The 18,796-nt window shown below is 65.0% G+C and carries 26 protein-coding genes and 1 riboswitch; of the genes, 19 read left to right on the top strand and 7 right to left on the bottom strand.

Translation table 11 applies throughout. The features are described from left to right. Positions 1 to 42: 42 nt before the first annotated feature. Entirely contained in the window at positions 43 to 591 is a 549-nt protein-coding gene (locus K408_RS0115690) for a PRC-barrel domain-containing protein (RefSeq protein ID WP_024339500.1), read from the bottom strand. 216 nt (positions 592 to 807) lie between these two features. Then, positions 808 to 1,377 carry a hypothetical protein gene (locus K408_RS0115685; protein ID WP_024339499.1) on the bottom strand — a complete coding sequence of 190 codons (570 nt, stop codon included), beginning with the start codon at positions 1,375 to 1,377 and terminating at the stop codon, positions 808 to 810. A 181-nt stretch (positions 1,378 to 1,558) separates the two neighbouring features. On the opposite strand from K408_RS0115685, the gene K408_RS0115680 reads away from it, so the two are divergent. After that, positions 1,559 to 2,299 (top strand): response regulator, encoded by a 741-nt coding sequence (locus K408_RS0115680; protein WP_024339498.1) that lies wholly within the window; start codon positions 1,559 to 1,561, stop codon positions 2,297 to 2,299. Positions 2,300 to 2,314: 15 nt separating this feature from the next. After that, positions 2,315 to 3,637: an ATP-binding protein gene (locus tag K408_RS0115675; RefSeq protein WP_024339497.1), complete on the top strand. Its 1,323-nt coding sequence runs from the start codon at positions 2,315 to 2,317 to the stop codon at positions 3,635 to 3,637. A gap of 2 nt (positions 3,638 to 3,639) precedes the next feature. Here the strand turns inward: K408_RS0115675 and K408_RS0115670 are convergent, their stop codons facing one another. Continuing rightward, a complete protein-coding gene (locus K408_RS0115670) occupies positions 3,640 to 3,855 on the bottom strand; it encodes a hypothetical protein (protein ID WP_024339496.1) in 216 nt (71 codons plus the stop codon). A 226-nt stretch (positions 3,856 to 4,081) separates the two neighbouring features. On the opposite strand from K408_RS0115670, the gene K408_RS0115665 reads away from it, so the two are divergent. The 11 genes from K408_RS0115665 to K408_RS0115615 all read left to right on the top strand — a co-directional run bounded on the left by K408_RS0115665 (position 4,082) and on the right by K408_RS0115615 (position 13,364). Further along, positions 4,082 to 4,630 (top strand): lytic transglycosylase domain-containing protein, encoded by a 549-nt coding sequence (locus tag K408_RS0115665; RefSeq protein ID WP_024339495.1) that lies wholly within the window; start codon positions 4,082 to 4,084, stop codon positions 4,628 to 4,630. A gap of 155 nt (positions 4,631 to 4,785) precedes the next feature. Then, positions 4,786 to 4,926, top strand: a riboswitch (TPP riboswitch). Continuing rightward, positions 4,914 to 5,939 (top strand): FAD-dependent oxidoreductase, encoded by a 1,026-nt coding sequence (locus K408_RS0115660; RefSeq protein ID WP_024339494.1) that lies wholly within the window; start codon positions 4,914 to 4,916, stop codon positions 5,937 to 5,939. (Overlaps the previous riboswitch by 13 nt.) Continuing rightward, a complete protein-coding gene (thiS, locus tag K408_RS0115655; protein WP_024339493.1) occupies positions 5,930 to 6,127 on the top strand; it encodes a sulfur carrier protein ThiS in 198 nt (65 codons plus the stop codon). Before K408_RS0115660 ends, thiS begins: the two co-directional genes overlap by 10 nt. Positions 6,128 to 6,278: 151 nt before the next feature. Continuing rightward, positions 6,279 to 7,061 carry a thiazole synthase gene (locus tag K408_RS0115650; protein WP_024339492.1) on the top strand — a complete coding sequence of 261 codons (783 nt, stop codon included), beginning with the start codon at positions 6,279 to 6,281 and terminating at the stop codon, positions 7,059 to 7,061. After that, positions 7,048 to 7,656: a thiamine phosphate synthase gene (locus tag K408_RS0115645; RefSeq protein ID WP_024339491.1), complete on the top strand. Its 609-nt coding sequence runs from the start codon at positions 7,048 to 7,050 to the stop codon at positions 7,654 to 7,656. The genes K408_RS0115650 and K408_RS0115645 overlap by 14 nt, the downstream gene beginning before the upstream one ends. A 196-nt stretch (positions 7,657 to 7,852) precedes the next feature. Beyond that, positions 7,853 to 9,751, top strand: coding sequence for a phosphomethylpyrimidine synthase ThiC (gene thiC, locus K408_RS0115640; protein WP_024339490.1), 1,899 nt, complete (start codon positions 7,853 to 7,855; stop codon positions 9,749 to 9,751). Between the two features lie 36 nt (positions 9,752 to 9,787). Continuing rightward, positions 9,788 to 10,606, top strand: a complete 819-nt coding sequence (locus K408_RS0115635; protein WP_024339489.1) for a hypothetical protein — start codon at positions 9,788 to 9,790, stop codon at positions 10,604 to 10,606. Positions 10,607 to 10,608: 2 nt separating this feature from the next. After that, positions 10,609 to 11,286, top strand: a complete 678-nt coding sequence (locus K408_RS0115630; RefSeq protein ID WP_024339488.1) for a hypothetical protein — start codon at positions 10,609 to 10,611, stop codon at positions 11,284 to 11,286. Between the two features lie 128 nt (positions 11,287 to 11,414). Continuing rightward, positions 11,415 to 11,957 (top strand): mismatch-specific DNA-glycosylase, encoded by a 543-nt coding sequence (locus tag K408_RS0115625; protein ID WP_024339487.1) that lies wholly within the window; start codon positions 11,415 to 11,417, stop codon positions 11,955 to 11,957. A gap of 193 nt (positions 11,958 to 12,150) precedes the next feature. Continuing rightward, positions 12,151 to 12,795, top strand: a complete 645-nt coding sequence (locus K408_RS0115620; protein WP_024339486.1) for a glutathione S-transferase family protein — start codon at positions 12,151 to 12,153, stop codon at positions 12,793 to 12,795. Positions 12,796 to 12,971: 176 nt separating this feature from the next. Continuing rightward, positions 12,972 to 13,364 carry a hypothetical protein gene (locus K408_RS0115615; RefSeq protein WP_024339485.1) on the top strand — a complete coding sequence of 131 codons (393 nt, stop codon included), beginning with the start codon at positions 12,972 to 12,974 and terminating at the stop codon, positions 13,362 to 13,364. A gap of 16 nt (positions 13,365 to 13,380) precedes the next feature. Here K408_RS0115615 and K408_RS0115610 read toward each other — a convergent pair whose 3' ends face one another. Further along, a complete protein-coding gene (locus tag K408_RS0115610; RefSeq protein ID WP_024339484.1) occupies positions 13,381 to 13,815 on the bottom strand; it encodes a hypothetical protein in 435 nt (144 codons plus the stop codon). Positions 13,816 to 14,270: 455 nt separating this feature from the next. On the opposite strand from K408_RS0115610, the gene K408_RS0115605 reads away from it, so the two are divergent. The 3 genes from K408_RS0115605 (at position 14,271) to K408_RS0115595 (ending at position 15,548) form a co-directional block, all read left to right on the top strand. Beyond that, a complete protein-coding gene (locus K408_RS0115605) occupies positions 14,271 to 14,654 on the top strand; it encodes a RidA family protein (protein WP_024339483.1) in 384 nt (127 codons plus the stop codon). A gap of 142 nt (positions 14,655 to 14,796) precedes the next feature. After that, complete coding sequence (locus tag K408_RS42745) at positions 14,797 to 15,057, top strand: hypothetical protein (RefSeq protein WP_024339482.1); 261 nt, start codon at positions 14,797 to 14,799, stop codon at positions 15,055 to 15,057. A gap of 239 nt (positions 15,058 to 15,296) precedes the next feature. Next, on the top strand, positions 15,297 to 15,548 hold the full coding sequence (locus K408_RS0115595; RefSeq protein WP_024339481.1) for a hypothetical protein: 252 nt from the start codon (positions 15,297 to 15,299) through the stop codon (positions 15,546 to 15,548). 92 nt (positions 15,549 to 15,640) lie between these two features. Here K408_RS0115595 and K408_RS0115590 read toward each other — a convergent pair whose 3' ends face one another. Further along, a complete protein-coding gene (locus tag K408_RS0115590; protein ID WP_024339480.1) occupies positions 15,641 to 16,126 on the bottom strand; it encodes a molecular chaperone DnaJ in 486 nt (161 codons plus the stop codon). A gap of 111 nt (positions 16,127 to 16,237) precedes the next feature. On the opposite strand from K408_RS0115590, the gene K408_RS0115585 reads away from it, so the two are divergent. The 3 genes from K408_RS0115585 to K408_RS0115575 all read left to right on the top strand — a co-directional run bounded on the left by K408_RS0115585 (position 16,238) and on the right by K408_RS0115575 (position 18,069). Then, on the top strand, positions 16,238 to 17,005 hold the full coding sequence (locus K408_RS0115585; protein ID WP_024339479.1) for an SDR family NAD(P)-dependent oxidoreductase: 768 nt from the start codon (positions 16,238 to 16,240) through the stop codon (positions 17,003 to 17,005). 187 nt (positions 17,006 to 17,192) lie between these two features. Then, the gene (locus K408_RS0115580; protein WP_024339478.1) at positions 17,193 to 17,441 is read left to right on the top strand and encodes a helix-turn-helix domain-containing protein; all 249 of its coding nucleotides are present in this window, start codon (positions 17,193 to 17,195) and stop codon (positions 17,439 to 17,441) included. A 109-nt stretch (positions 17,442 to 17,550) separates the two neighbouring features. Further along, a complete protein-coding gene (locus tag K408_RS0115575) occupies positions 17,551 to 18,069 on the top strand; it encodes a collagen-like domain-containing protein (RefSeq protein ID WP_024339477.1) in 519 nt (172 codons plus the stop codon). A 25-nt stretch (positions 18,070 to 18,094) separates the two neighbouring features. Here K408_RS0115575 and K408_RS0115570 read toward each other — a convergent pair whose 3' ends face one another. Both K408_RS0115570 and K408_RS0115565 read right to left on the bottom strand, forming a co-directional pair. Beyond that, complete coding sequence (locus K408_RS0115570) at positions 18,095 to 18,316, bottom strand: hypothetical protein (protein ID WP_024339476.1); 222 nt, start codon at positions 18,314 to 18,316, stop codon at positions 18,095 to 18,097. A 97-nt stretch (positions 18,317 to 18,413) separates the two neighbouring features. Then, positions 18,414 to 18,680, bottom strand: a complete 267-nt coding sequence (locus tag K408_RS0115565) for a DUF2277 domain-containing protein (protein ID WP_024339475.1) — start codon at positions 18,678 to 18,680, stop codon at positions 18,414 to 18,416. Positions 18,681 to 18,796: the final 116 nt, after the last annotated feature.

Here is an 18,796-nt window from a genome sequence, read left to right as displayed (position 1 = left end):
CGGTGAAAACCGGGCGCGCTTCGTTGGAGCGTCGGAGCTACATTATTCCGAGAACTTGAACTCCGGCATGTTCTTCAGCTCGTCCTTGCTCGCATTGAAAACGGCGTGGTCCGGATACCATTTCGACGTGGACGACGTCGTCGCGGTCGCCGCGGGCCTGTCGGTGCCGGTCGCAGCGCCGGTCGTAGTACCGGCGGTCCCGGCGGGCTTGGTGCCCATGTTCGCCGTGGTCGAGGCAACGGGCTCGTTGACGAACTTCAGCTTCTCATAGGGCACGGCCACGAGATGCTCGCCCAGGCCGAGGAAGCCGCCGACGCCGATCACCGCGATCTTGATGTCACCGTTCTTGTCCATCAAGAGATCATTGATCGTGCCGATGTTCTCGTTGGCCTCGTTGTAGACCTTCAGGCCGTCCATCTTGGACGTGCGCCACTGGCCGGACGCCGTGGTCGACGCCGTCGTGGATGTGGAGGTCGTCGGGGCCGTGGCCGAAGGCGCAGCCTTGTCGCCGGTGGCGGTCGGCGATTGCGCAAACGCGACGGTGGTGAGCAGTGCAGTACCGGCGAGGCCGGCAACGATCGACTTCATCATGTTGTCCTCTCCTTCACAGAAAACTCGTGCGGAGAAAACAGCTCTGATCTCGCCCGGTTCCGTGCGCGCCACAATTTCGTCGCGCGATGCGAGCAGGCGAGGCTTGTTCCTGCGTCACTCAGGAACATTCTGCGATGCACGGTTCCCGCCGACGATCATACGTCCTGGGCGACGCATGACCGCGGCGAGGACCGCGCCGACCTCGCTTGGCTCGGGTCAGCTCGTGAAGTCGATCAGCAGCGCGGAGAAATTCGAGCTGCTCGATGAATTGCCGTTGGCGCCGTAGGACGATGCCGACGATTGCGACTGTTGCAGCGCCTGCAGGAACTGCTGGAGGATCTCGGCCGTGGTCTGCTCGGTCGAGCTGCTGCTCGTCGAATCCGTCGTCGCCGAATCCGAAGAGCTGTCGTCCGGCGGCGGTCCGGGCGGCGGGCCACCTGCGCCACCGGGTCCACCCGCGCTGGCGGGACCGCTCGCGAAGGCGGATTGAAACACGCTTTTCAGCTCCTCCGCCTGATCGGAGGTCAGCGTCCCGTTCGACACTTCGTTCGAGATGAGATCGTCGATCTTCGACTGCATCGCCTCCTTCGACGGACGCGTACCGCTCGACTGGCCGCTCGATCGGCTCTGCTGCAGCGCCGTGTCGATATCCGTCAGGGCCGTCGAGAGCGCGGACTGGTCCGTCGACGAGATCGTGCCGGCGGAGACTTGCGATTGCAGTTCCTGCTGAAGCCGCTGGAGCGGCGATTGATAGCTGCCGGCGGAAGCCGCCGAGATCGAGGTCATGATGGCTCCGTGGATCTTGCGGGGTTTCGTTGCTTGACGACTCCACGCTATGGTTAGCGGCCTTAACGAGATCTTGCCGCTCCACACCACCTCGATTGCCGCCCGTTGCGGACAGGCGGACAGAAACAATCTGAAACAAAAATCTTCGCCATTTGGCCCGAATTTTGGACAAACAGAACGCATGGCCATTTCCAATCCCAACATCCTGGTCGTCGAGGACGACCGCGAAACGCGGACGCTGATCGCGAAGTACCTGCGCAACAACGCGTGCAACGTCACCGCCGTGAGCGACGGCCGCGAGATGTCCCGCGCCATGACCGATCACCGCGTCGACCTCATCATTCTCGATGTCATGCTGCCCGGCGAGGACGGCCTCAGCCTTTGCCGCAAGGTCCGCGCCGAATCGCAGACGCCGATCATCATGCTGACCGCACGCGGCGAGGACGTCGATCGCATCGTCGGCCTCGAGATGGGCGCGGACGACTATCTGCCGAAGCCGTTCAACCCGCGCGAGCTGCTCGCCCGCATCAACGCGGTGCTGCGCCGCCAGGCTGCCGCGCAGGCGGCGAGCGCGATCGAGGGCGCCTCGACGCTCGCCTTCGACGGCTGGCGCATCGATCTTCGCCTGCGCGAGTTGCGCAATCCGGAAGGCGCACGCGTGGCGGTGACCAGCGCCGAGTTCGATCTCCTGCGCACCTTTTGCGAACGGCCGGGCCGCGTGCTGTCGCGCGACAGCCTGCTCGACCTCACGCAGGGCCGCAACACCGGCGCGTTCGAGCGCTCCATCGACGTGCTGGTCAGCCGCATCCGCCGCAAGATCGAGCCGAACCCGGCCGATCCCACCATGATCAAGACGGTACGCTCAGGCGGCTATCTGTTCACGCCGAGGACTGAAGCGGTCACGGTTTCCCTGAGCAGCTGAGCGGGGATGCCGACGATGAAGCCGTTCGGATTCTTCCACCTCAAGGGGATCGGCGGGCAGATCGCCGCACTGGTGCTGGCCTCGACCGTCGCGCTCCATCTCGTCGTCACGACCGCATTCTTGATCAACCGGTCGGACCGCCACGACGCGCCGCCGGACGGGGCGCATCAACTCGCCGATGCAGCGCTGCTGCTCGGCGCGGCCGAGCCCGGCGAGCGGCCGCGCCTGCTTGCGGATCTGGCGCGCGCCTTTCCGAGGCTCGGCATCGAGATGCTGGCACCCGGCACCGCGACCGTCGAGACCAGCGACAGTCCGCACCTGCACGGGATGCGCCGCCATCTCGGCCCGGGCTTCAAGGCAATGCAGCTTGCCCCGAACGGGACTCCGGAGCGCGTGGGCGTCGAACTGCCCGACGGCACCATGATCGTAGCTCGTGTCGATGGCGGCCCCCGGCCGTGGTTCTGGGGGGCGCCCTGGCTGATGGCGCTGATGACCGCCTTCATCTGCGTCACCGTGCTCGGCCTTTGGGCGGCGCGCGCGCTGACTAGGCCGCTGTCCTCCTTTGCCGAGGCCGCCGAGAATTTCAGTCTCGACGGCACCGCCGAGCCGCTGCCCGAGCGCGGCCCCGAGGAGATCCGCTCGGTGGCGCGCGCGCTCAACCGCATGCACGAGCGCATTGCGCGGCTGATGTCGGATCGCACGCGGATGCTGGCCGCGATCAGCCACGATCTGCGCACGCCGATCACGCGGCTGCGCCTGCGCGCCGAGTTCATCGAGGACGAGGGCAACCGCAAGCGCATGCTGGTCGATCTCGATCAGATGCGCGCGATGCTGGAATCGGTGCTGTCGCTGCTGCGAAACGACCGCAAGATCGAGGCCGTGACGCTGGTCGACATCGCCAGCACGCTGCAGCTCATCGCCGACCAGTTCGGCGACATGGGCCACGTGGTGCGTTACGAAGGCCCGGCGTCGGCGACCGCCGCCGCGCGGCCCGACGACCTGCATCGCGGCATCACCAATCTCGTCGAGAACGCGGCGCGCTTCGGCGCCGAGGTGACGATCCGGCTCGCCGTCTCGGACACGGCGCTCGTCGTCGACGTCGAGGACGACGGCCCCGGCATTTCGGATGCGCGCAAGCAGGAGATGCTGGAGCCGTTCGTGCGCGGCGACGACGCGCGCACCATGGACGATTCCACCGGCTTCGGGCTCGGCCTCTCGATCGCGCGCGCGATCGCACTCGCCCATGGCGGCGAGCTGTCGCTGCATGACCGCAAGCCGCACGGGCTCATCGTGCGGATGCAATTGCCGCGATCGCAGGCGACCCGGCTGGCGGCTTGATGTCAGGCCGCCAGCGGCGGATGCTCGGCGGCAACCTCCCCGAAGATCGCCACCGCCTCGAAACGATAATTGCAGGCGTGGCAGGTCCAGAGGTAGGAGACGCGCCCCTCGCCCGGCTCGATCCAATCGGGTGCGGGGATCGGCGTGCCGCATTGGGCGCAGGGATTGTGTCTGGGGATGACGGCGGCGTGTGCAGTGACGAGACCGGCTTTTGTCATGGCACCTCTCCCGATTTGCAGCGCTTGCATACTCGCTTTCACACGCCGGCGCGAATAGACAGGCGTGCTGCCGCGAGCGCGGGTTCCATCCCGATCAGGCTACGCCAGCTTTGGGTCGTAACGGCGGCACGGCACCGCAAAAACGCCATCGGCGGCGTTTGGTCACATCATCGCCGCGTTCTCGTCGCTTAACCGCAGCGGGCGCAGGCTGCTCAAGGAATAACTGATGAAAATTTTACGCGTTGTCGCGCTGCTCGCGGCCGGATTGACGTTGCCCCAGGCCGCCTTCGCCGGCGAAGCCGAATATGCCGAGATGGTCGCAGCCCATGCCCGCGCCAATGGCGTGCCGGAAGCGCTGGTGCACCGCGTGATCATGCGCGAGAGCCGCTACCAGCCCCACCTCGTCGGCCGTGGCGGCACCATCGGGCTGATGCAGATCAAGCTCGCGACCGCCCGCGGCGTCGGCTACACCGGCGATGCCGCCGGCCTGCGCGATCCCAACACCAACCTCACCTATGCGGTGAAGTACCTCGCCGGCGCCTATCGCGCCGCCAATGGCGACCACGCCCGAGCCGTGCGTTATTTCGCGGGCGGCTATTACTACGCTGCAAAGCGCCAGCGTCAGCAGTCCGTGCAGCTCGCCGGCATGGGCGAAGGCAATTTTGGCCAGCCCTGGCTCGAGCCGAACGGCAATCCGCAGCCGATGTTCGGCACGGCGCCGCCTCGCAAGCTGGCTCAGCGCGTCCGCAACGCGCGGGCGCAGGTTCCGCACTAACCACCGTCATTCCGGGGCGATGCGAAGCATCGAACCCCGGTGCGCAATTGCGCACCCGAGAATCTCGAGACTCCGGGCCCGGTCCTGCGGTCCGCCCCGGAATGACTCGTCCGCGGCAACACGCGTTGACACCGCCCGCCACTGGCATACATTAGACCCGTTCCGAGGGGTGCTCCGAGGAGGAGCTGAGATACCGCTAAATGGGCAATCCGCCAACACCGGCTGCCCAAGACCGCGGTGACCCTTTGAACCTGATCCGGGTCATGCCGGCGAAGGGACAGGGATGTTGCAGACCACCAAGCGACCGGATTCCCCGGTATCCATCATCGGCGCAGGCATTGCAGGCGCATGGCAGGCGCTGCTGTTCGCGCAGGCCGGCCACGCCGTCACCTTGCACGAGCGCGGCGACGAGGCGATGACGGAGGCCACCAGCCATTGGGCCGGCGGCATGCTCGCGCCCTATTGCGAAGCCGAGGTCGCAGAACCCATCATCAGCCGCCTGGGCTTGCGCTCGCTCGATCTATGGCGGCGCGAGCTGCCCGACACGCCCTTCAACGGCTCGCTCGTCGTCGCTCATCCGCGCGAGCGCAACGACTTCGAGCGCTTCGCGCACATGACCGAGGACCACCGCCGGCTCGATGCCGCGGGCCTCGCCGAGCTCGAGCCCTCGCTGGAGGGCCGCTTCCGCGACGCGCTGTTCTTCCCGGCCGAGGGCCATGTCGAGCCGCGCCGCGTGCTGCCGAAGCTGCACGCGCGCATCCGCGCCGCCGGCGGCACCATCAAGTTCTGCAGCGACGTCACCGCAAGCGATCTCGCCAACTCGGATCCCGACGGCATCGTGATCGACTGCCGCGGTCTCGGTGCCCGCGACGAGCACAGCGAGCTTCGCGGCGTCAAGGGCGAGATGATCCTGATCGAGACCGACGAGGTGCAGCTAGCGCGCCCGGTGCGGCTGATCCATCCGCGCTGGCCGCTCTACGTGATCCCGCGCGAGGCCGGCCTGTTCATGCTGGGCGCGACCTCGATCGAAGCGGAAGACACTGGCGTGAGCGTCCGCTCGGCGCTGGAGCTCTTGGGCGCGGCCTACACCGTGCATCCGGCCTTCGGCGAGGCCCGCATCGTCGAATTCGGCTCGGGCCTGCGCCCCGCTTACCCCGACAATTTGCCGCGCATCGGCATCCGCGGCGGCAGGATCAGCGTCAACGGTCTCTACCGCCACGGCTTCCTGATCGCGCCCGCGCTCGCCGAGCTGACCCTCGCCTATGTCGAGCGCGGCCAGATCGACAACGAGGTGATGCAATGCGCGTGATCGTCAACGGCGAGCAGCGCGAGGTGAACGCGGCCAGCGTCGACGCGCTGCTCACCGAGCTCGACTACGAGGGCACCCATTTCGCCATCGCGCTGAACTACGACGTCGTGCCGAAAAGCCGCTGGGCCGAAACGCGGCTGAAGGCCGGCGACGAGATCGAGATCATCACGCCGCGGCAGGGAGGGTGAGCGGGATGGCGCACTCTCTTCGCGGCGACGGCTCTTTTTGGCCCGTCATTCCGGGGCACGCGAAGCGTGAACCCGGAATCTCGCGCCACAACTTCGAGATTCCGGATCGGCCCGCGTACCGCGGCCCGTCCGGAATGACGGGGACTTCAACATGGTGACCTTCTACGGCAAGACCTTCGCCTCGCGCCTCCTGATCGGCAGCGCGCTCTATCCCTCGCCCGCGATCATGCAGGACGCGATCCGCGCGTCCGGCGCCAACATCGTCACGGTGTCGCTGCGGCGCGAATCCGCCGGCGGCAAGACCGGCGACGCCTTCTGGAAGCTGATCCGCGAGCTCGACGTGTCAGTGCTGCCGAACACCGCCGGCTGCCGCACCGTGCGCGAGGCGGTGACCACGGCAAAGCTCGCGCGCGAATTGTTCGGCACGGCCTGGATCAAGCTGGAGGTCATCGCCGACAACGACACGCTGCAGCCCGACGTCGTCGGCCTGGTCGAGGCCGCGACCATCCTGACCAAGGACGGCTTCGAGGTGTTCCCCTATTGCACCGAGGATCTCTCGGTCGCGAACCGCCTGGTCGATGCCGGCTGCAGGGTGGTGATGCCATGGGCCGCGCCGATCGGCAGCGCCAAGGGCATCACCAACCGCGATGCGCTGATGCTGTTGCGCGAGCGGCTGCCCGACATCACGCTGGTGGTCGACGCCGGTCTCGGCGCGCCCTCCCACGCCGCGCAGGCGCTGGAGCTCGGCTACGATGCCGTGCTGCTCAACACCGCGATCGCCAAGGCCGCCGATCCCGTCGCGATGGCGACCGCCTTCCGCCTCGGCTGCGAGGCCGGGCGCACCGCCTACGAGGCCGGGCTGATGAACGCCCGCGACTTCGCCTCTCCTTCAACCCCTGTCGTTGGGACCCCGTTCTGGCATGCCGTATCCTGATCGCTTCTATCCCGTCGTCGACAGCCTCCAATGGGTCGAACGCCTGACCAGGCTCGGCGTCGGCACCATCCAGCTGCGCGCGAAGGAGCTGAACGACGCCGCCGCTCTGCAGATCGTCACCGACGCGCTGGCGATCACCAAGGGCACGGAGACGAAGCTCGTCGTCAACGACTATTGGCGCGCGGCGATCGTCGCCGGCGCGCAATATCTGCATCTCGGCCAGGAGGACCTCGCCGAGGCCGACCTCGGGGCCATCCGCGAGGCCGGCCTCAAGCTCGGCATCTCCACCCATGACGACGCCGAGCTCGCGACCGCGCTCGAAGCCAGGCCCGATTACGTCGCGCTCGGTCCGATCTTCTTCACCACGCTCAAATCGATGCGCTTCGAGCCGCAGGGCATTCCCAAAATCACGGAATGGAAGAAGCGCATCGGCGATATCCCGCTGGTCGCCATCGGCGGCATCAAGTTCGAGCACGCCGCGGAGATCTTTGCCGCGGGCGCGGATTCGATCGCCGTCGTCTCGGACGTCACCCAGAACCCCGATCCGGATGCCCGCGTGCGGCAGTGGCTCGGCGTGACCAAGGAGACGGCATGACCGAAACTCTCTCCGCTCGTCATTGCGAGCGCAGCGAAGCAATCCAGAATCCTCCGCGGAGACAGTCTGGATTGCTTCGTCGCACCAGCGCAAAATTGCTATGCAATTTTGTCGCGGGCTCCTCGCAATGACGGAGCGAGAATTCAACGCCGTCGCTCCAACGCACGCACACCAGAATTAACCCGGAGGATTCCCCATGAACATCCGCTCCAACCCTGACAAGACCGTGCCGGCCGTCACCACCGGTCCCCTGCCCTCCTCCCGAAAAATCTTCGCCACGCCGGACGCCGCGCCGGACCTGCGCGTGCCGCTGCGGGAGATCATCCTGTCCGAAGGCGCGGGCGAACCAAACCTGCCGGTCTACGACACCTCCGGTCCCTACACCGACCCGAGCGTGACAATCGACGTCAACGCCGGCCTGCCGCGCAATCGCAAGGCCTGGGTGCTGGAGCGCGGCGGCGTCGAGGAATATGAGGGCCGCCAGATCAAGCCGGAGGACAATGGCAGCGTCTCCACGGACAACGCCGCGCGTGCCTTCTCGGCCTATCACAAGCCGCTGCGCGGCCTCGACGGCCACAAGATCACCCAGCTCGAATTCGCCCGCGCCGGCATCATCACCAAGGAGATGATCTACGTCGCCGAGCGCGAGAACCTCGGTCGCAAGAAGCAGCTCGAACGTGCGGAGGCTGCGCTTGCCGACGGCGAGAGCTTCGGCGCCTCGGTGCCCGCCTTCATCACCCCGGAGTTCGTGCGTTCGGAGATCGCGCGCGGCCGCGCCATCATCCCCTGCAACATCAACCACAGCGAACTCGAGCCGATGATCATCGGCCGCAACTTCCTGACCAAGATCAACGCCAATATCGGCAACTCCGCCGTGACCTCGTCGGTCGAGGAAGAGGTCGAGAAAATGGTGTGGGCGATCCGCTGGGGCGCCGACACCGTGATGGACCTCTCCACGGGCCGCAACATCCACACCACCCGCGAATGGATTTTGCGCAATTCGCCCGTGCCGATCGGCACGGTGCCGATCTACCAGGCGCTGGAGAAGTGCAACGGCGATCCGGTCAAGCTGACCTGGGAGCTCTACAAGGACACCTTGATCGAGCAGTGCGAGCAGGGCGTCGACTATTTCACCATCCACGCCGGCGTGCGCCTGCAATACATACACCTCACCGCCAGCCGCGTCACCGGCATCGTCTCGCGCGGCGGCTCGATCATGGCGAAGTGGTGCCTGGCGCATCACAAGGAGAGCTTCCTCTATACGCATTTCGACGAGATCTGCGACCTCATGCGCAAGTATGACGTCTCGTTCTCGCTCGGCGACGGCCTGCGCCCCGGCTCGATCGCCGACGCCAACGATCGCGCCCAGTTTGCCGAGCTGGAGACGCTCGGCGAACTGACCAAGATCGCGTGGGACAAGGGCTGCCAGGTCATGATCGAAGGCCCCGGCCACGTGCCGATGCACAAGATCAAGATCAACATGGACAAGCAGCTCAAGGAATGCGGCGAGGCGCCGTTCTATACGCTCGGGCCGCTGACCACCGACATCGCGCCGGGCTATGACCACATCACGTCGGGCATCGGCGCCGCCATGATCGGCTGGTTCGGCTGCGCCATGCTCTGCTACGTCACGCCGAAGGAGCATCTCGGCCTGCCCGACCGCAACGACGTCAAGACCGGCGTCATCACCTACAAGATCGCCGCCCACGCCGCCGACCTCGCCAAGGGCCACCCCGCCGCGCAACTGCGCGACGACGCCCTCTCCCGCGCGCGGTTCGAATTCCGCTGGACCGACCAGTTCAACCTCGGCCTCGATCCCGACACCGCCAAGAGCTTCCACGACGAGACCCTGCCGAAGGAAGCCCACAAGGTCGCCCATTTCTGCTCGATGTGCGGCCCCAAATTCTGCTCGATGAAGATCACGCAGGACGTCCGCGACTACGCGGCGACGCTGAACGATCCGAACAGCGTGGGGATGTCGATCAGCGGCACCGCCGAGGATGGCATGGCGAAGATGAGCGCGAAGTTCAAGGAGATGGGCAGCAGCGTTTATCTGGATGCGGAGAAGGTGAAGGAGAGCAATCGGGTGTTGTGAGCACCAAGCAAGATAGCTAACCTTGGAGAACCAAGCATGTTTATTGAACTCGCAACGACCGCTCTGCTTGAGCAAGCGTGGAAAGAGCGATCTATTGTTGCTCAATTCAGCAAAGATTTGCTCGAAGCGGCCAAGGGCGGAAAGTTCAAACTCTTCATTTTCGGAGAGGGCGGCGTCGGAAAGTCCATCCTCGGCAAATTGTTGGCCGGCGAGCTGTCTCTGGAAACGGTCCCGCCCGACTACGATCTTTCCCTTGAGAAGGAGGTAGGAGCAATCGAGGGTAGATTTTTTGTAGCCTCTTACGTACCTCCAGGCCAAAAAAACAAGCGAGGCTATGCGTGGGACGAGCTATATAAGGAAATACAAACCGCCGAACGCTACGCGATCATAAATGTCTGCGCTTGGGGATACCACTCATTAGCCAAGCTCGAATTCAAACATCACAAACTTTATAGAGCCGGCATTAGTAGCGACGAATTTCTGAAACTATACCTTGAAGAGCAGAGGTTTGCAGAATTGAGGGCACTCGAAGAGTTAGTTCCTCACCTGAAGACTTCGCCGGGAAAGCTTAGAATGCTAACGCTGGTGACCAAGCAAGATCTCTGGTGGACCGATCGCTCGCAAGTAAAGAATCACTATGAAATTGGTCGCTACAGCGAACTCGTTCGATCCATAGAAGACCACAAGGGAAAGGCCAATTTTTCTCATGATTACATCTCAGCTTCACTAAATCTTTTGAATTTCAAAACTGAAGACAATGTAGTTCTTACCCAAACCGTCGGCGGCTACGACAACGGCCTTCGGATTGTGAACTTTAACAACGCCATTCGTGCGATACGCGGTTTGATTCAATAGCCATGCCGGAGCTGGATAGCACCACCAAAGGGTTTTCGGGGCAGAGCTTCGTAAGCGCGCTTGAAGAATACACAAAGCGCATCGAGACTTCAGCAACCGAAATTGAGCAAGAGTCTGAGAAAACCCTCCTCAGACTTTTTGGATATTTTATTTTCGTTGCAATGCTTGGCGTCACCGTCGGCCCACTCATTGGGAGGGTGGCGGATGAAATTGGAGGCAATTTTCGTAGTCTGGTTCAGGCTACGATGCTTGGGGGACTTTTTGCGTTATTTGCGCTGGGCGCCTTTACCATTTACGCGCGCTTGATGCGGACGCGTCGACTGCGTCGAAACCTAGAAACACTCTTATGGCCGTACGAGAAGCTTCTACAAAAGCTCAGTCAGATTCTAGAGCATGGAGATTTGGACGAAGGAGCATCGACCCTAATCCAATTGAAGATTCTCGAATCTGAAGTTGCTTACGGTCGGGCCCGGCGCGCAATCGAAACCGCACAAGCCCCTTTTAATTTCTTCGGTACCAGCAGAAGAAGTGCAAGCTTCGACTCGTGGGATGTCGAAAGACTTTCAAACGAGTTCGAGATCCCGTTGGTTGAAGCGAGATACTTACTTGACAAGTTCTGGCCCGATCGCGACAAAGCGCGCGCAGCCGCTGCTAAGCAGAGAGCCGATCGCAACCGGTGAGACCAATGCTTCGCAGTATTGGAGACCAGATATGGGCAATGGACACTAGAGCAAGCAATCTTGTCGCGTCGCTCCGCTGAATCAGCCCTGGTCTCTAGGGCCGCGTGGACTAGAAGATAAGGGTTCATTTGGCTAACGCCACCCCGCACCGCCTCCCCGACCTCCTCCGCCCCAATCTCCGCCTCGTCTTCGTCGGCACCGCCGCCTCGACGCGCTCGGCCGCGCTCGGGCACTACTACGCCCATCCCGGCAACCGCTTCTGGCGCGCGCTGCATGAGTCCGGGATCACGCCGCGGCGCTATCAGCCGGGCGAGTTCGCGTCGCTGCTCGATCTCGGGATCGGCTTCACCGATCTCTGCAAGACGGGCGCGGGGATGGATCACCAGATCGCGGCGGAGACGATGGACGTGCCGGGGTTCAGGGCGAAGATGGACAAGTGCCGGCCGCGGACGATCGCGTTCACGAGCAAGAAGGCGGCGAGCCTGTTTTACGGCCGGCCGTCGGCTGCGATTGCGCTGGGGCGGCAGACGCGTAATGAGAGCTTGCCGGAAATATTTGTGCTGCCGTCGCCGTCAGGCGCCGCGTCCGGACATTGGACGCTGGAGCCTTGGCGGCAGCTAGCGGCGTGGATCGCCGCGCTGGACGTGCCTCCCCCATGGACCTCATCCTGAGGAGCCTGCGCAGCAGGCGTCTCGAAGGATGGCTGCGGACGAGGTGGGGCCTGCATGGTTCGAGACGGCGCTACGCGCCTCCTCACCATGAGGGTCTGGCTTCGTCACGCGTCCGAAAAACGAGACAGCTTGTCGGATTCTCCCCTGGCCGATCGTCCTGTGAACACATGGCGTGATTGCCCAGGAGCGTCCGATGCCCACCATCACCGCCTTCGCAAGCTCCCCCGACCGCGGCCGCGGGCAGGCGCGCGACATGCGCGTCCGCTGGGCGCTGGAGGAGGTCGGCCAGCCCTACGACGTTCGCCTCGTCTCGTTCGAGGACTTGAAGCAGCCGCCGCATCGTGCGCTGCATCCGTTCGGGCAGATTCCGACCTATGAGGACGGCGATCTCGCGCTATTCGAGTCCGGCGCGATCGTGCTGCACATCGCCGAGCGCCATGCCGGGCTGCTGCCGCTTGATGCGAACGGCAGGAGCCGCGCGATCGCCTGGATGTTCGCGGCGCTGAACACGGTGGAGCCGCCGATCATCGAGCTCGGCATGGCCATGCTGCTCGAGCGCGACAGGAGCTGGTACGCCGAGCGCCTGCCCATGCTGCAGGACCGCGTCCGTGTCAGGCTCGGCGAACTGTCCCGCCACCTCGGCAATGCCGAATGGCTCGATGGCGCGTTCAGCGCCGGCGACCTCATGATGGTGACGATGCTGCGGCGGTTGAACCCGTCGGGGCTGCTGGAAGAGTATCCTGACCTCGCCGCCTATGTCGCCCGCGGCGAAGCGCGGCCGGCCTTTCAGCAGGCCTTCGCTGCGCAGCTTGCGGTGTTCAACGCCGCGCGTTCGTAGCAACCCGCCGGGCGCCTGCATCGTCTCTCGGCTAAACGTCGAACGCGCGATGCCGCGCGTGCTTCGATGCAACGATGGCCGCAGGCCCGCGTATTGCAACCGCGACATTCCGGCGATACCACTCCGGGTGAATGAGCCGGTTATCAACCGCCTGCACACCTGAGGAAACCTGAGCAATGAGCGACGATCTGACCGGCGTGTGGGACGGCAGCTACATCCAGCCGGGCGTCGGCATGATCACGTTCACGGCGACGCTGGTGGAGACCGGCGGCGCGCTCGGCGGGAGCGTGACCGAGCCCTGCATGATGCCGGGTTGCCCGGTGAGCACGCACAATTCCTCGATCTCGGGTCATCGCTCCGGCAGCGCGGTCTCGTTCGTCAAACGCTACGAGCCCCCCGGCTTCGGCTACGACCGTGTCACCTATGAGGGCACGGTGAACGCCGAGGCGACCGAGATCGACGGGCGCTGGCGCCTGCCGGGCGATTCCGGATCGTTCCTGATGATCCGCGCCGGCAAGCCTGCGCAGGCGGTCACGACCGAAAGGCGTGCCAAGGAGCCGGCACGCTGATCCATTTTGCGATCCCCTACCGCATCGTGATCGCAAGCCCGCTGAGATCGGCATTCGCCATCAGCCCGACCTGGTGACCGGTCAGCTCCAGCACCGCGCCCTTCTGGTTGGTCAGCACGATGGCGCGGGCGCCGCGGCCGACCGCAAGGCCGGCACCGGCCGCGCCGTAGACTCCGGCGACATCGGAGGGACGGTTGATGTTGGAGACGCGCCCGCGCAGCACGGTCTTGGATCCGCCGAACACGAGGCCGTAGTCGAGCCCGCCGGTCGAGAGCGCATAGGTGCGGCCGCGGAAGTTCAGCACGCCCGAGCCGCCCGAGCCGCCGATGATCCAGCCCGCCTTGTAGATCGTCAGCGTCACGAAGCCGCTGTCGGCCCGCGCGGCGCTCGAGAGGCCGGCCAAAGCGGCGATGACGAGCAGCGCGGCGCGAAAGGTGGATGCGATCTTCATGGGTGTCTCCGGGGGCTGTTTCCAGGGCAGGATTGGCGAATCAGACGCGAGGAATTTACCCGATCGATCGCGGCGGCAACATGATGGGGCGGAGGACGCGGGTTGTAGCAACGCCCCAAGTGTCATCGCCAGGTTTAACCGGGCGATCCGGTATTCCAGAGGTCCGCGTTTGGAAGTCACTCTCGCCATGTCAGACGCGGCGCACTGGATGCCCCGGCCAGGCCGGGGCATGACGGCGGAGTCTTGGGCCGCGCACCGACCGTCGCCAGCATGCCATTCTGCCCCTGTTTTGCCCGACGGCGCAAGCGAACGCTTCGACTTTCACGAATTCTGGAAAACATCAATGATTTCCGTGCGGCGCCTACTGTGCATGGGGTTGTTTTCGCATTTTCGTTTTGAGAGGCCGCCGTCTGCCGCTACGCTCACGCGTCAGCGACCGCAATCGAGGTGATCCCATGCCGATCCAGCATTTCGCGCCCCCGCCGCACGTCCAGGCGCCGCCGCTGTCCTTTGCGACGCGCGTCGGCGATCTCCTGTTCGTCTCCGGCATTCCCGGCTTCGATGCATCGGGCGCGCTGCCCGACGGCTTCGAGGCGCAGTTCGCCAATGTCGTCGTCAACATCCGCCGCGTGCTGGGCGAGGCGGGCGCAACGTTCCGCGACCTCGTCAAGGTCAACGTGCTGCTGACCCGCGCCGGCGATGTGGCCGCCATGAACGCGCTCTATGCCGGCGCCTTCGGCCCGCCGCCCTATCCGGCGCGCACCACCTGCGTGGTGCAGGCGTTGCCCAGGCCGGAGATGCTGATCGAGATCGAAGCGGTGGCGTCGCTGGCGGGGTGAGCGTGTGGCCTGCCGGGCACGCGGCCGAACCAAATGCCTCGTGCGCACCTGACATGTCCGTGAGCGGCGGCTCCCCGGCTTGCCAAGGCTTGGCTTTTACCGCACGAGTTTTTGGATCACATTCCCCACCAGGAGATATTTCATGCGTCGCGTTCTCGCCCTCTGTGCCGTTGCCGGCATCGCCAGTTCCGTGTTCGCCGTGCCGGCCTCGGCGAAGGTCGGCTATTACGTGATCCGCTGGGACAACACCGGCATCTGCCAGGTCTGGAACGAGGACCTGCAGTACAAGCCGCTCCAGATCGGCGTCTCCACCTACAAGGTCGTCAGCAAGTCGTTCCCCACCTTCCAGCAGGCCTCCGACCTCCAGATCAAGATGCGCGCCGAGCGCAAGTGCACGCTCTGAGCCGGACGCGGCAGATCGCATTCGAAGGGCGGGTCGCGGGCGCGATCCGCCCTTTCTCGTTGCGGACGCGGCCCCGCATTTTCCAGCCATGATCCCGCGTTTCGCGCGCCCGCTTTGAACCTGTCCCGGCCGCGGAACTACTCACATCTTGTCCGGGGCGCCTGCCCAGAAGCGTCCCGCGCCAGCCCTCCCCGCATTGCCGGGAGGCGCATCACATCATTCATTTCGAGGAGCTGATCATGCGTCGTATTTCCGTGCTGTGCGCTGCCGCCGGCCTGGCCGTCACTGCGTTCGTCGCCGCGAGCCCGGCCGAAGCCGGCTATCACCTGATCCGCTGGCAGGACAGCGGCTTCTGCCAGATATGGGACGAGAGCATCCCGACCACGCCGTGGCCGGCCGGCTATCACCGCGCCAGCGCCAGCGTGCCGACCTTCATCGACGCTCTCGTGCTGAAGGATGCCGCGCTGAAGAGCGGCAGCTGCACCTGGTAACCATTCGATCGGCGGACGAAGAGCCGGGCAAGGACGGGCATCCGTCCTTGCCCGGTTTTGTTTGTGTTGCGTGATCGCGGGCTGATGCGCGCTCACGCGTCCTTGTGCGCGCCGGGATGGATCAGGATATCGCGCGCGGCGGCGAGGTCGATGAAGGCTTGCGCGCTGCCGCCGTGATCGGGATGCATGCCCTTGGCGGCGCGGCGATAGGCCTGGTTGATGTCCTCGCATGTGAGCTGCACGGCGAGCGGCAGGCCGAGCATCTTGCGGGCGCGATCCTCGCTCGACAGCTTCTTCGGCATCGCATTGCGGCGACCAAAGCGCGGCGCGGTCAGATCGTGGACGACCTCGATCACCACGCCGAGGCGGCGCTGCGCCGCCAGCGCCACGCTATGATCTTCGTTGTCCACCGCCTGGCGCAGCACCGGGAGGGCCTGCTCGGCGGCCTGGCGCAGCGTGACATCGCTGCTCATCCGCGCGATCTCGGCCACCAGCCGGCCGGCCTCGGCCCAGTCGGGCGAGTGCGCCGACCGCAATCGTTCGAGGGCGAGTTTCCAGGGGTCGAGCCGTTCCATCATGCGCGCAACGTTTAGCAATCAGAATCAGTATGCCAAGGCCACCGTTTCCGACCCCTTAATTTCGAGTTAGCTTTTCGTGGCACTTCGAAAAGAAACCGGGAGGAATATGTCATGGCGCAGCTCGCAAACCACATCGCCGTCGTCACGGGTGCCGGCTCCGGCATCGGCCGGGCGATCGCTGCCGGCTACGCGCGGGAAGGCGCGCAGGTCGTGCTGCTCGACGTCAACGCCGACACCGTCGCAGAGGCCGCGCAGGAGATCCGCAAAGCCGGCGGCAAGGCCGAGAGCTTCGCGCTCGACGTGACCCGGCGCGAGGATTGCTTCGCGCTGGCCAAGCAGGTCGAGGGCAAGGTCGGGCAGGTCTCGATCCTCGTCAACAACGCCGGCATCACCCGCCGCAATGCCTTCACCGCAGAGACCGAGACGGTGGCAAAGGACTGGAACGACATCATCTCGCTCAACCTCAACGGCGTCTTCAACATGACGCAGGCGTTCCTCGCGCCCTTGCGCGCCAGCAAGGGGCGCATCGTCAACATCGGCTCGATCCAGTCCTTCGTGCATCTGCGCACGCCGAGCTCGGCGGCCTACACCACATCGAAACACGGCGTGCTCGGCTTCACCAAGGCGCTCGCGGCCGAACTCGGCAAGGAAGGCGTGCGCGTCAACGCAATCGGCCCCGGCTTCATCGAGACCAACATCAACGCCAATGTGCGCGCGACCAATCCGGCGCTGGTGCAGGCCTTCCTCGATCACACCCCGCTGGCGCGCACCGGCAAGCCCGAGGACATCGTGGGACCCGCGATCTTCCTGGCCTCGGACATGTCCGCCTATGTCACGGGCACGATCGTGATGGTGGACGGCGGATATCGGACGGTGTGAGGGAAGACATCTCCCGCCCGCGGGAATCGCGGCCGCATCTTGGCATTCTCAAGGTCAATTTGCTGCGGCGCCCTGCGATTAACCTTTCATTAACCAAACGCGACCACCGTAGATCTACGGCTTGGGGGTCGTTTGTTCTCGATCCGCTTCCGACGATGGGAGCGGGCGTTGATCGGGGAGTGTGTTGATGACCACTGTTCATGTCGCTGCGTCCGAATCGGCCGCACAGTTTCTTGCCCCCAACCAGGTCGTTCCGCTGCTGATCGGCGCGACCGTCGACGAGGTCGAGCGCGAGCTCGTGCTGCAGACATTGGCGCGCTGCGACGGCAACCGCACCCGCGCTTCGCGCGTGCTCGGCCTGTCGGTACGCACGCTGCGCAACAAGATCCGGCTCTATGCCGCTTCCGGCATCGACGTGCCCGCCTGCCAGGACTAGAGCGAGGGTCGCGTGCTTCGACGTGGACGGCGTCCCGCGATGCACGGGAAGAATTGCTGCTGTCGTCAAACGCCGCTAAGTAGCTTGCTTCGGTGAAGGGAGCAGCGGCGTGGCAGACGATCAGGGACGACGGCCGGGACCTCAGGGCCCTCGCGGGCGACAAGGAGAACCGGGACGGCCGGGGCCGCAAGGTCATCCCGGCCGGCGCGGGCCCGACGGCGCGCGCGGCAAGCCGGGACCGCAGGGCAAGCCGGGTCCGGTCGGGAAGGCGGGCCCGCCCGGCAAGCCCGGCCCCCAAGGCAAGCAGGGCGAAGCCGGCCCGCGCGGGCCGGCCGGGCCGCAGGGACCCGCCGGACCTCAGGGCCCGGCAGGCCCGCAAGGACCGCGCGGCGAACCAGGTCCCCCCGGTCAGCTGCCGTCGATCGAGCAGGTGCTGCCGTGGCTCGAGCAGCTCTTCGATGCCTGGGACGAACGTCGCCGCCAGCGCGAGCGCGAAGCCGCCGAGCGCGACGCGCTCGAGGCCGCCGTGCGGGAAGTTGATGAGCCGGTCGCCGATCACGAGAGCGATGACGGCGAAAGCGGTGAGCACAAGAAAAGGAAGAGAAAGAAGAAACACGGCAAGGATTAGCCGGGCGCCAGAACGCGCGCAGCAGTCAAGACGCCCCGGACGGATCATCCTTGCGCGGCAGCATGCCCATGCGCTCGAACTGCCAGCGCATGGCGCGATACCAGAGATAGCCGACCATCGTGCCGAGCAGCGTCAGGATGACGAGGTTGACGCTGCTGTATGAGCCGCTCCACCACATCATCCAGGCGGTCCACAGCACCGTGAAGGCGACGGCGCCTGCTTTCAGAGGAAGAAGAGGGCGGCTCATGTTCGTGCTCCGGGTTGCCAAAAGCCCGGCGAGCATCCTCGCGCGATCAGGCGACCTCTTCCGTGAGCCAGATCACGCAATAGCCTCCAGGGGAGAGCTAACCGAACCGCAGCCGCGAGCGCTCCTTCGCCTTCTCCGCCTCGACCTCCCGGTCGCGCGCCGGCGCGTGCGTATGCAGCGACGTCAGGAGTCTTCGCGCGGCGTCCGAGACTTCCGCCACGGCGCGTTCGAACACCTCCTCATTGGCCTGTGACGGCTTGTTGAAGCCCGACAGCTTTCGCACGAACTGCAGCGCGCTGGCGTGGATCTCGTCCTCGGTAGCCGGTGGCTCGAAGTTAAACAGCGTCTTGATGTTGCGGCACATGCAATCTCTCCGGATCTTTCCTCAACGACGAACGGCGGCGACGAAATCCTACATCCTCGCCCGCACGCCTGTTAAGTTCGGTGGCGCCCCTGAGCTTCACGCGGGCACGGCTTGAT

The sequence above is a fragment of the Bradyrhizobium sp. in8p8 genome (assembly GCF_000426845.1).
GTDB classification, from domain to species: Bacteria; Pseudomonadota; Alphaproteobacteria; order Rhizobiales; family Xanthobacteraceae; genus Bradyrhizobium; species Bradyrhizobium japonicum_C.
Note: the sequence above shows the minus strand (reverse complement) of the source record. Positions and strands in the feature narration are given on the sequence as shown.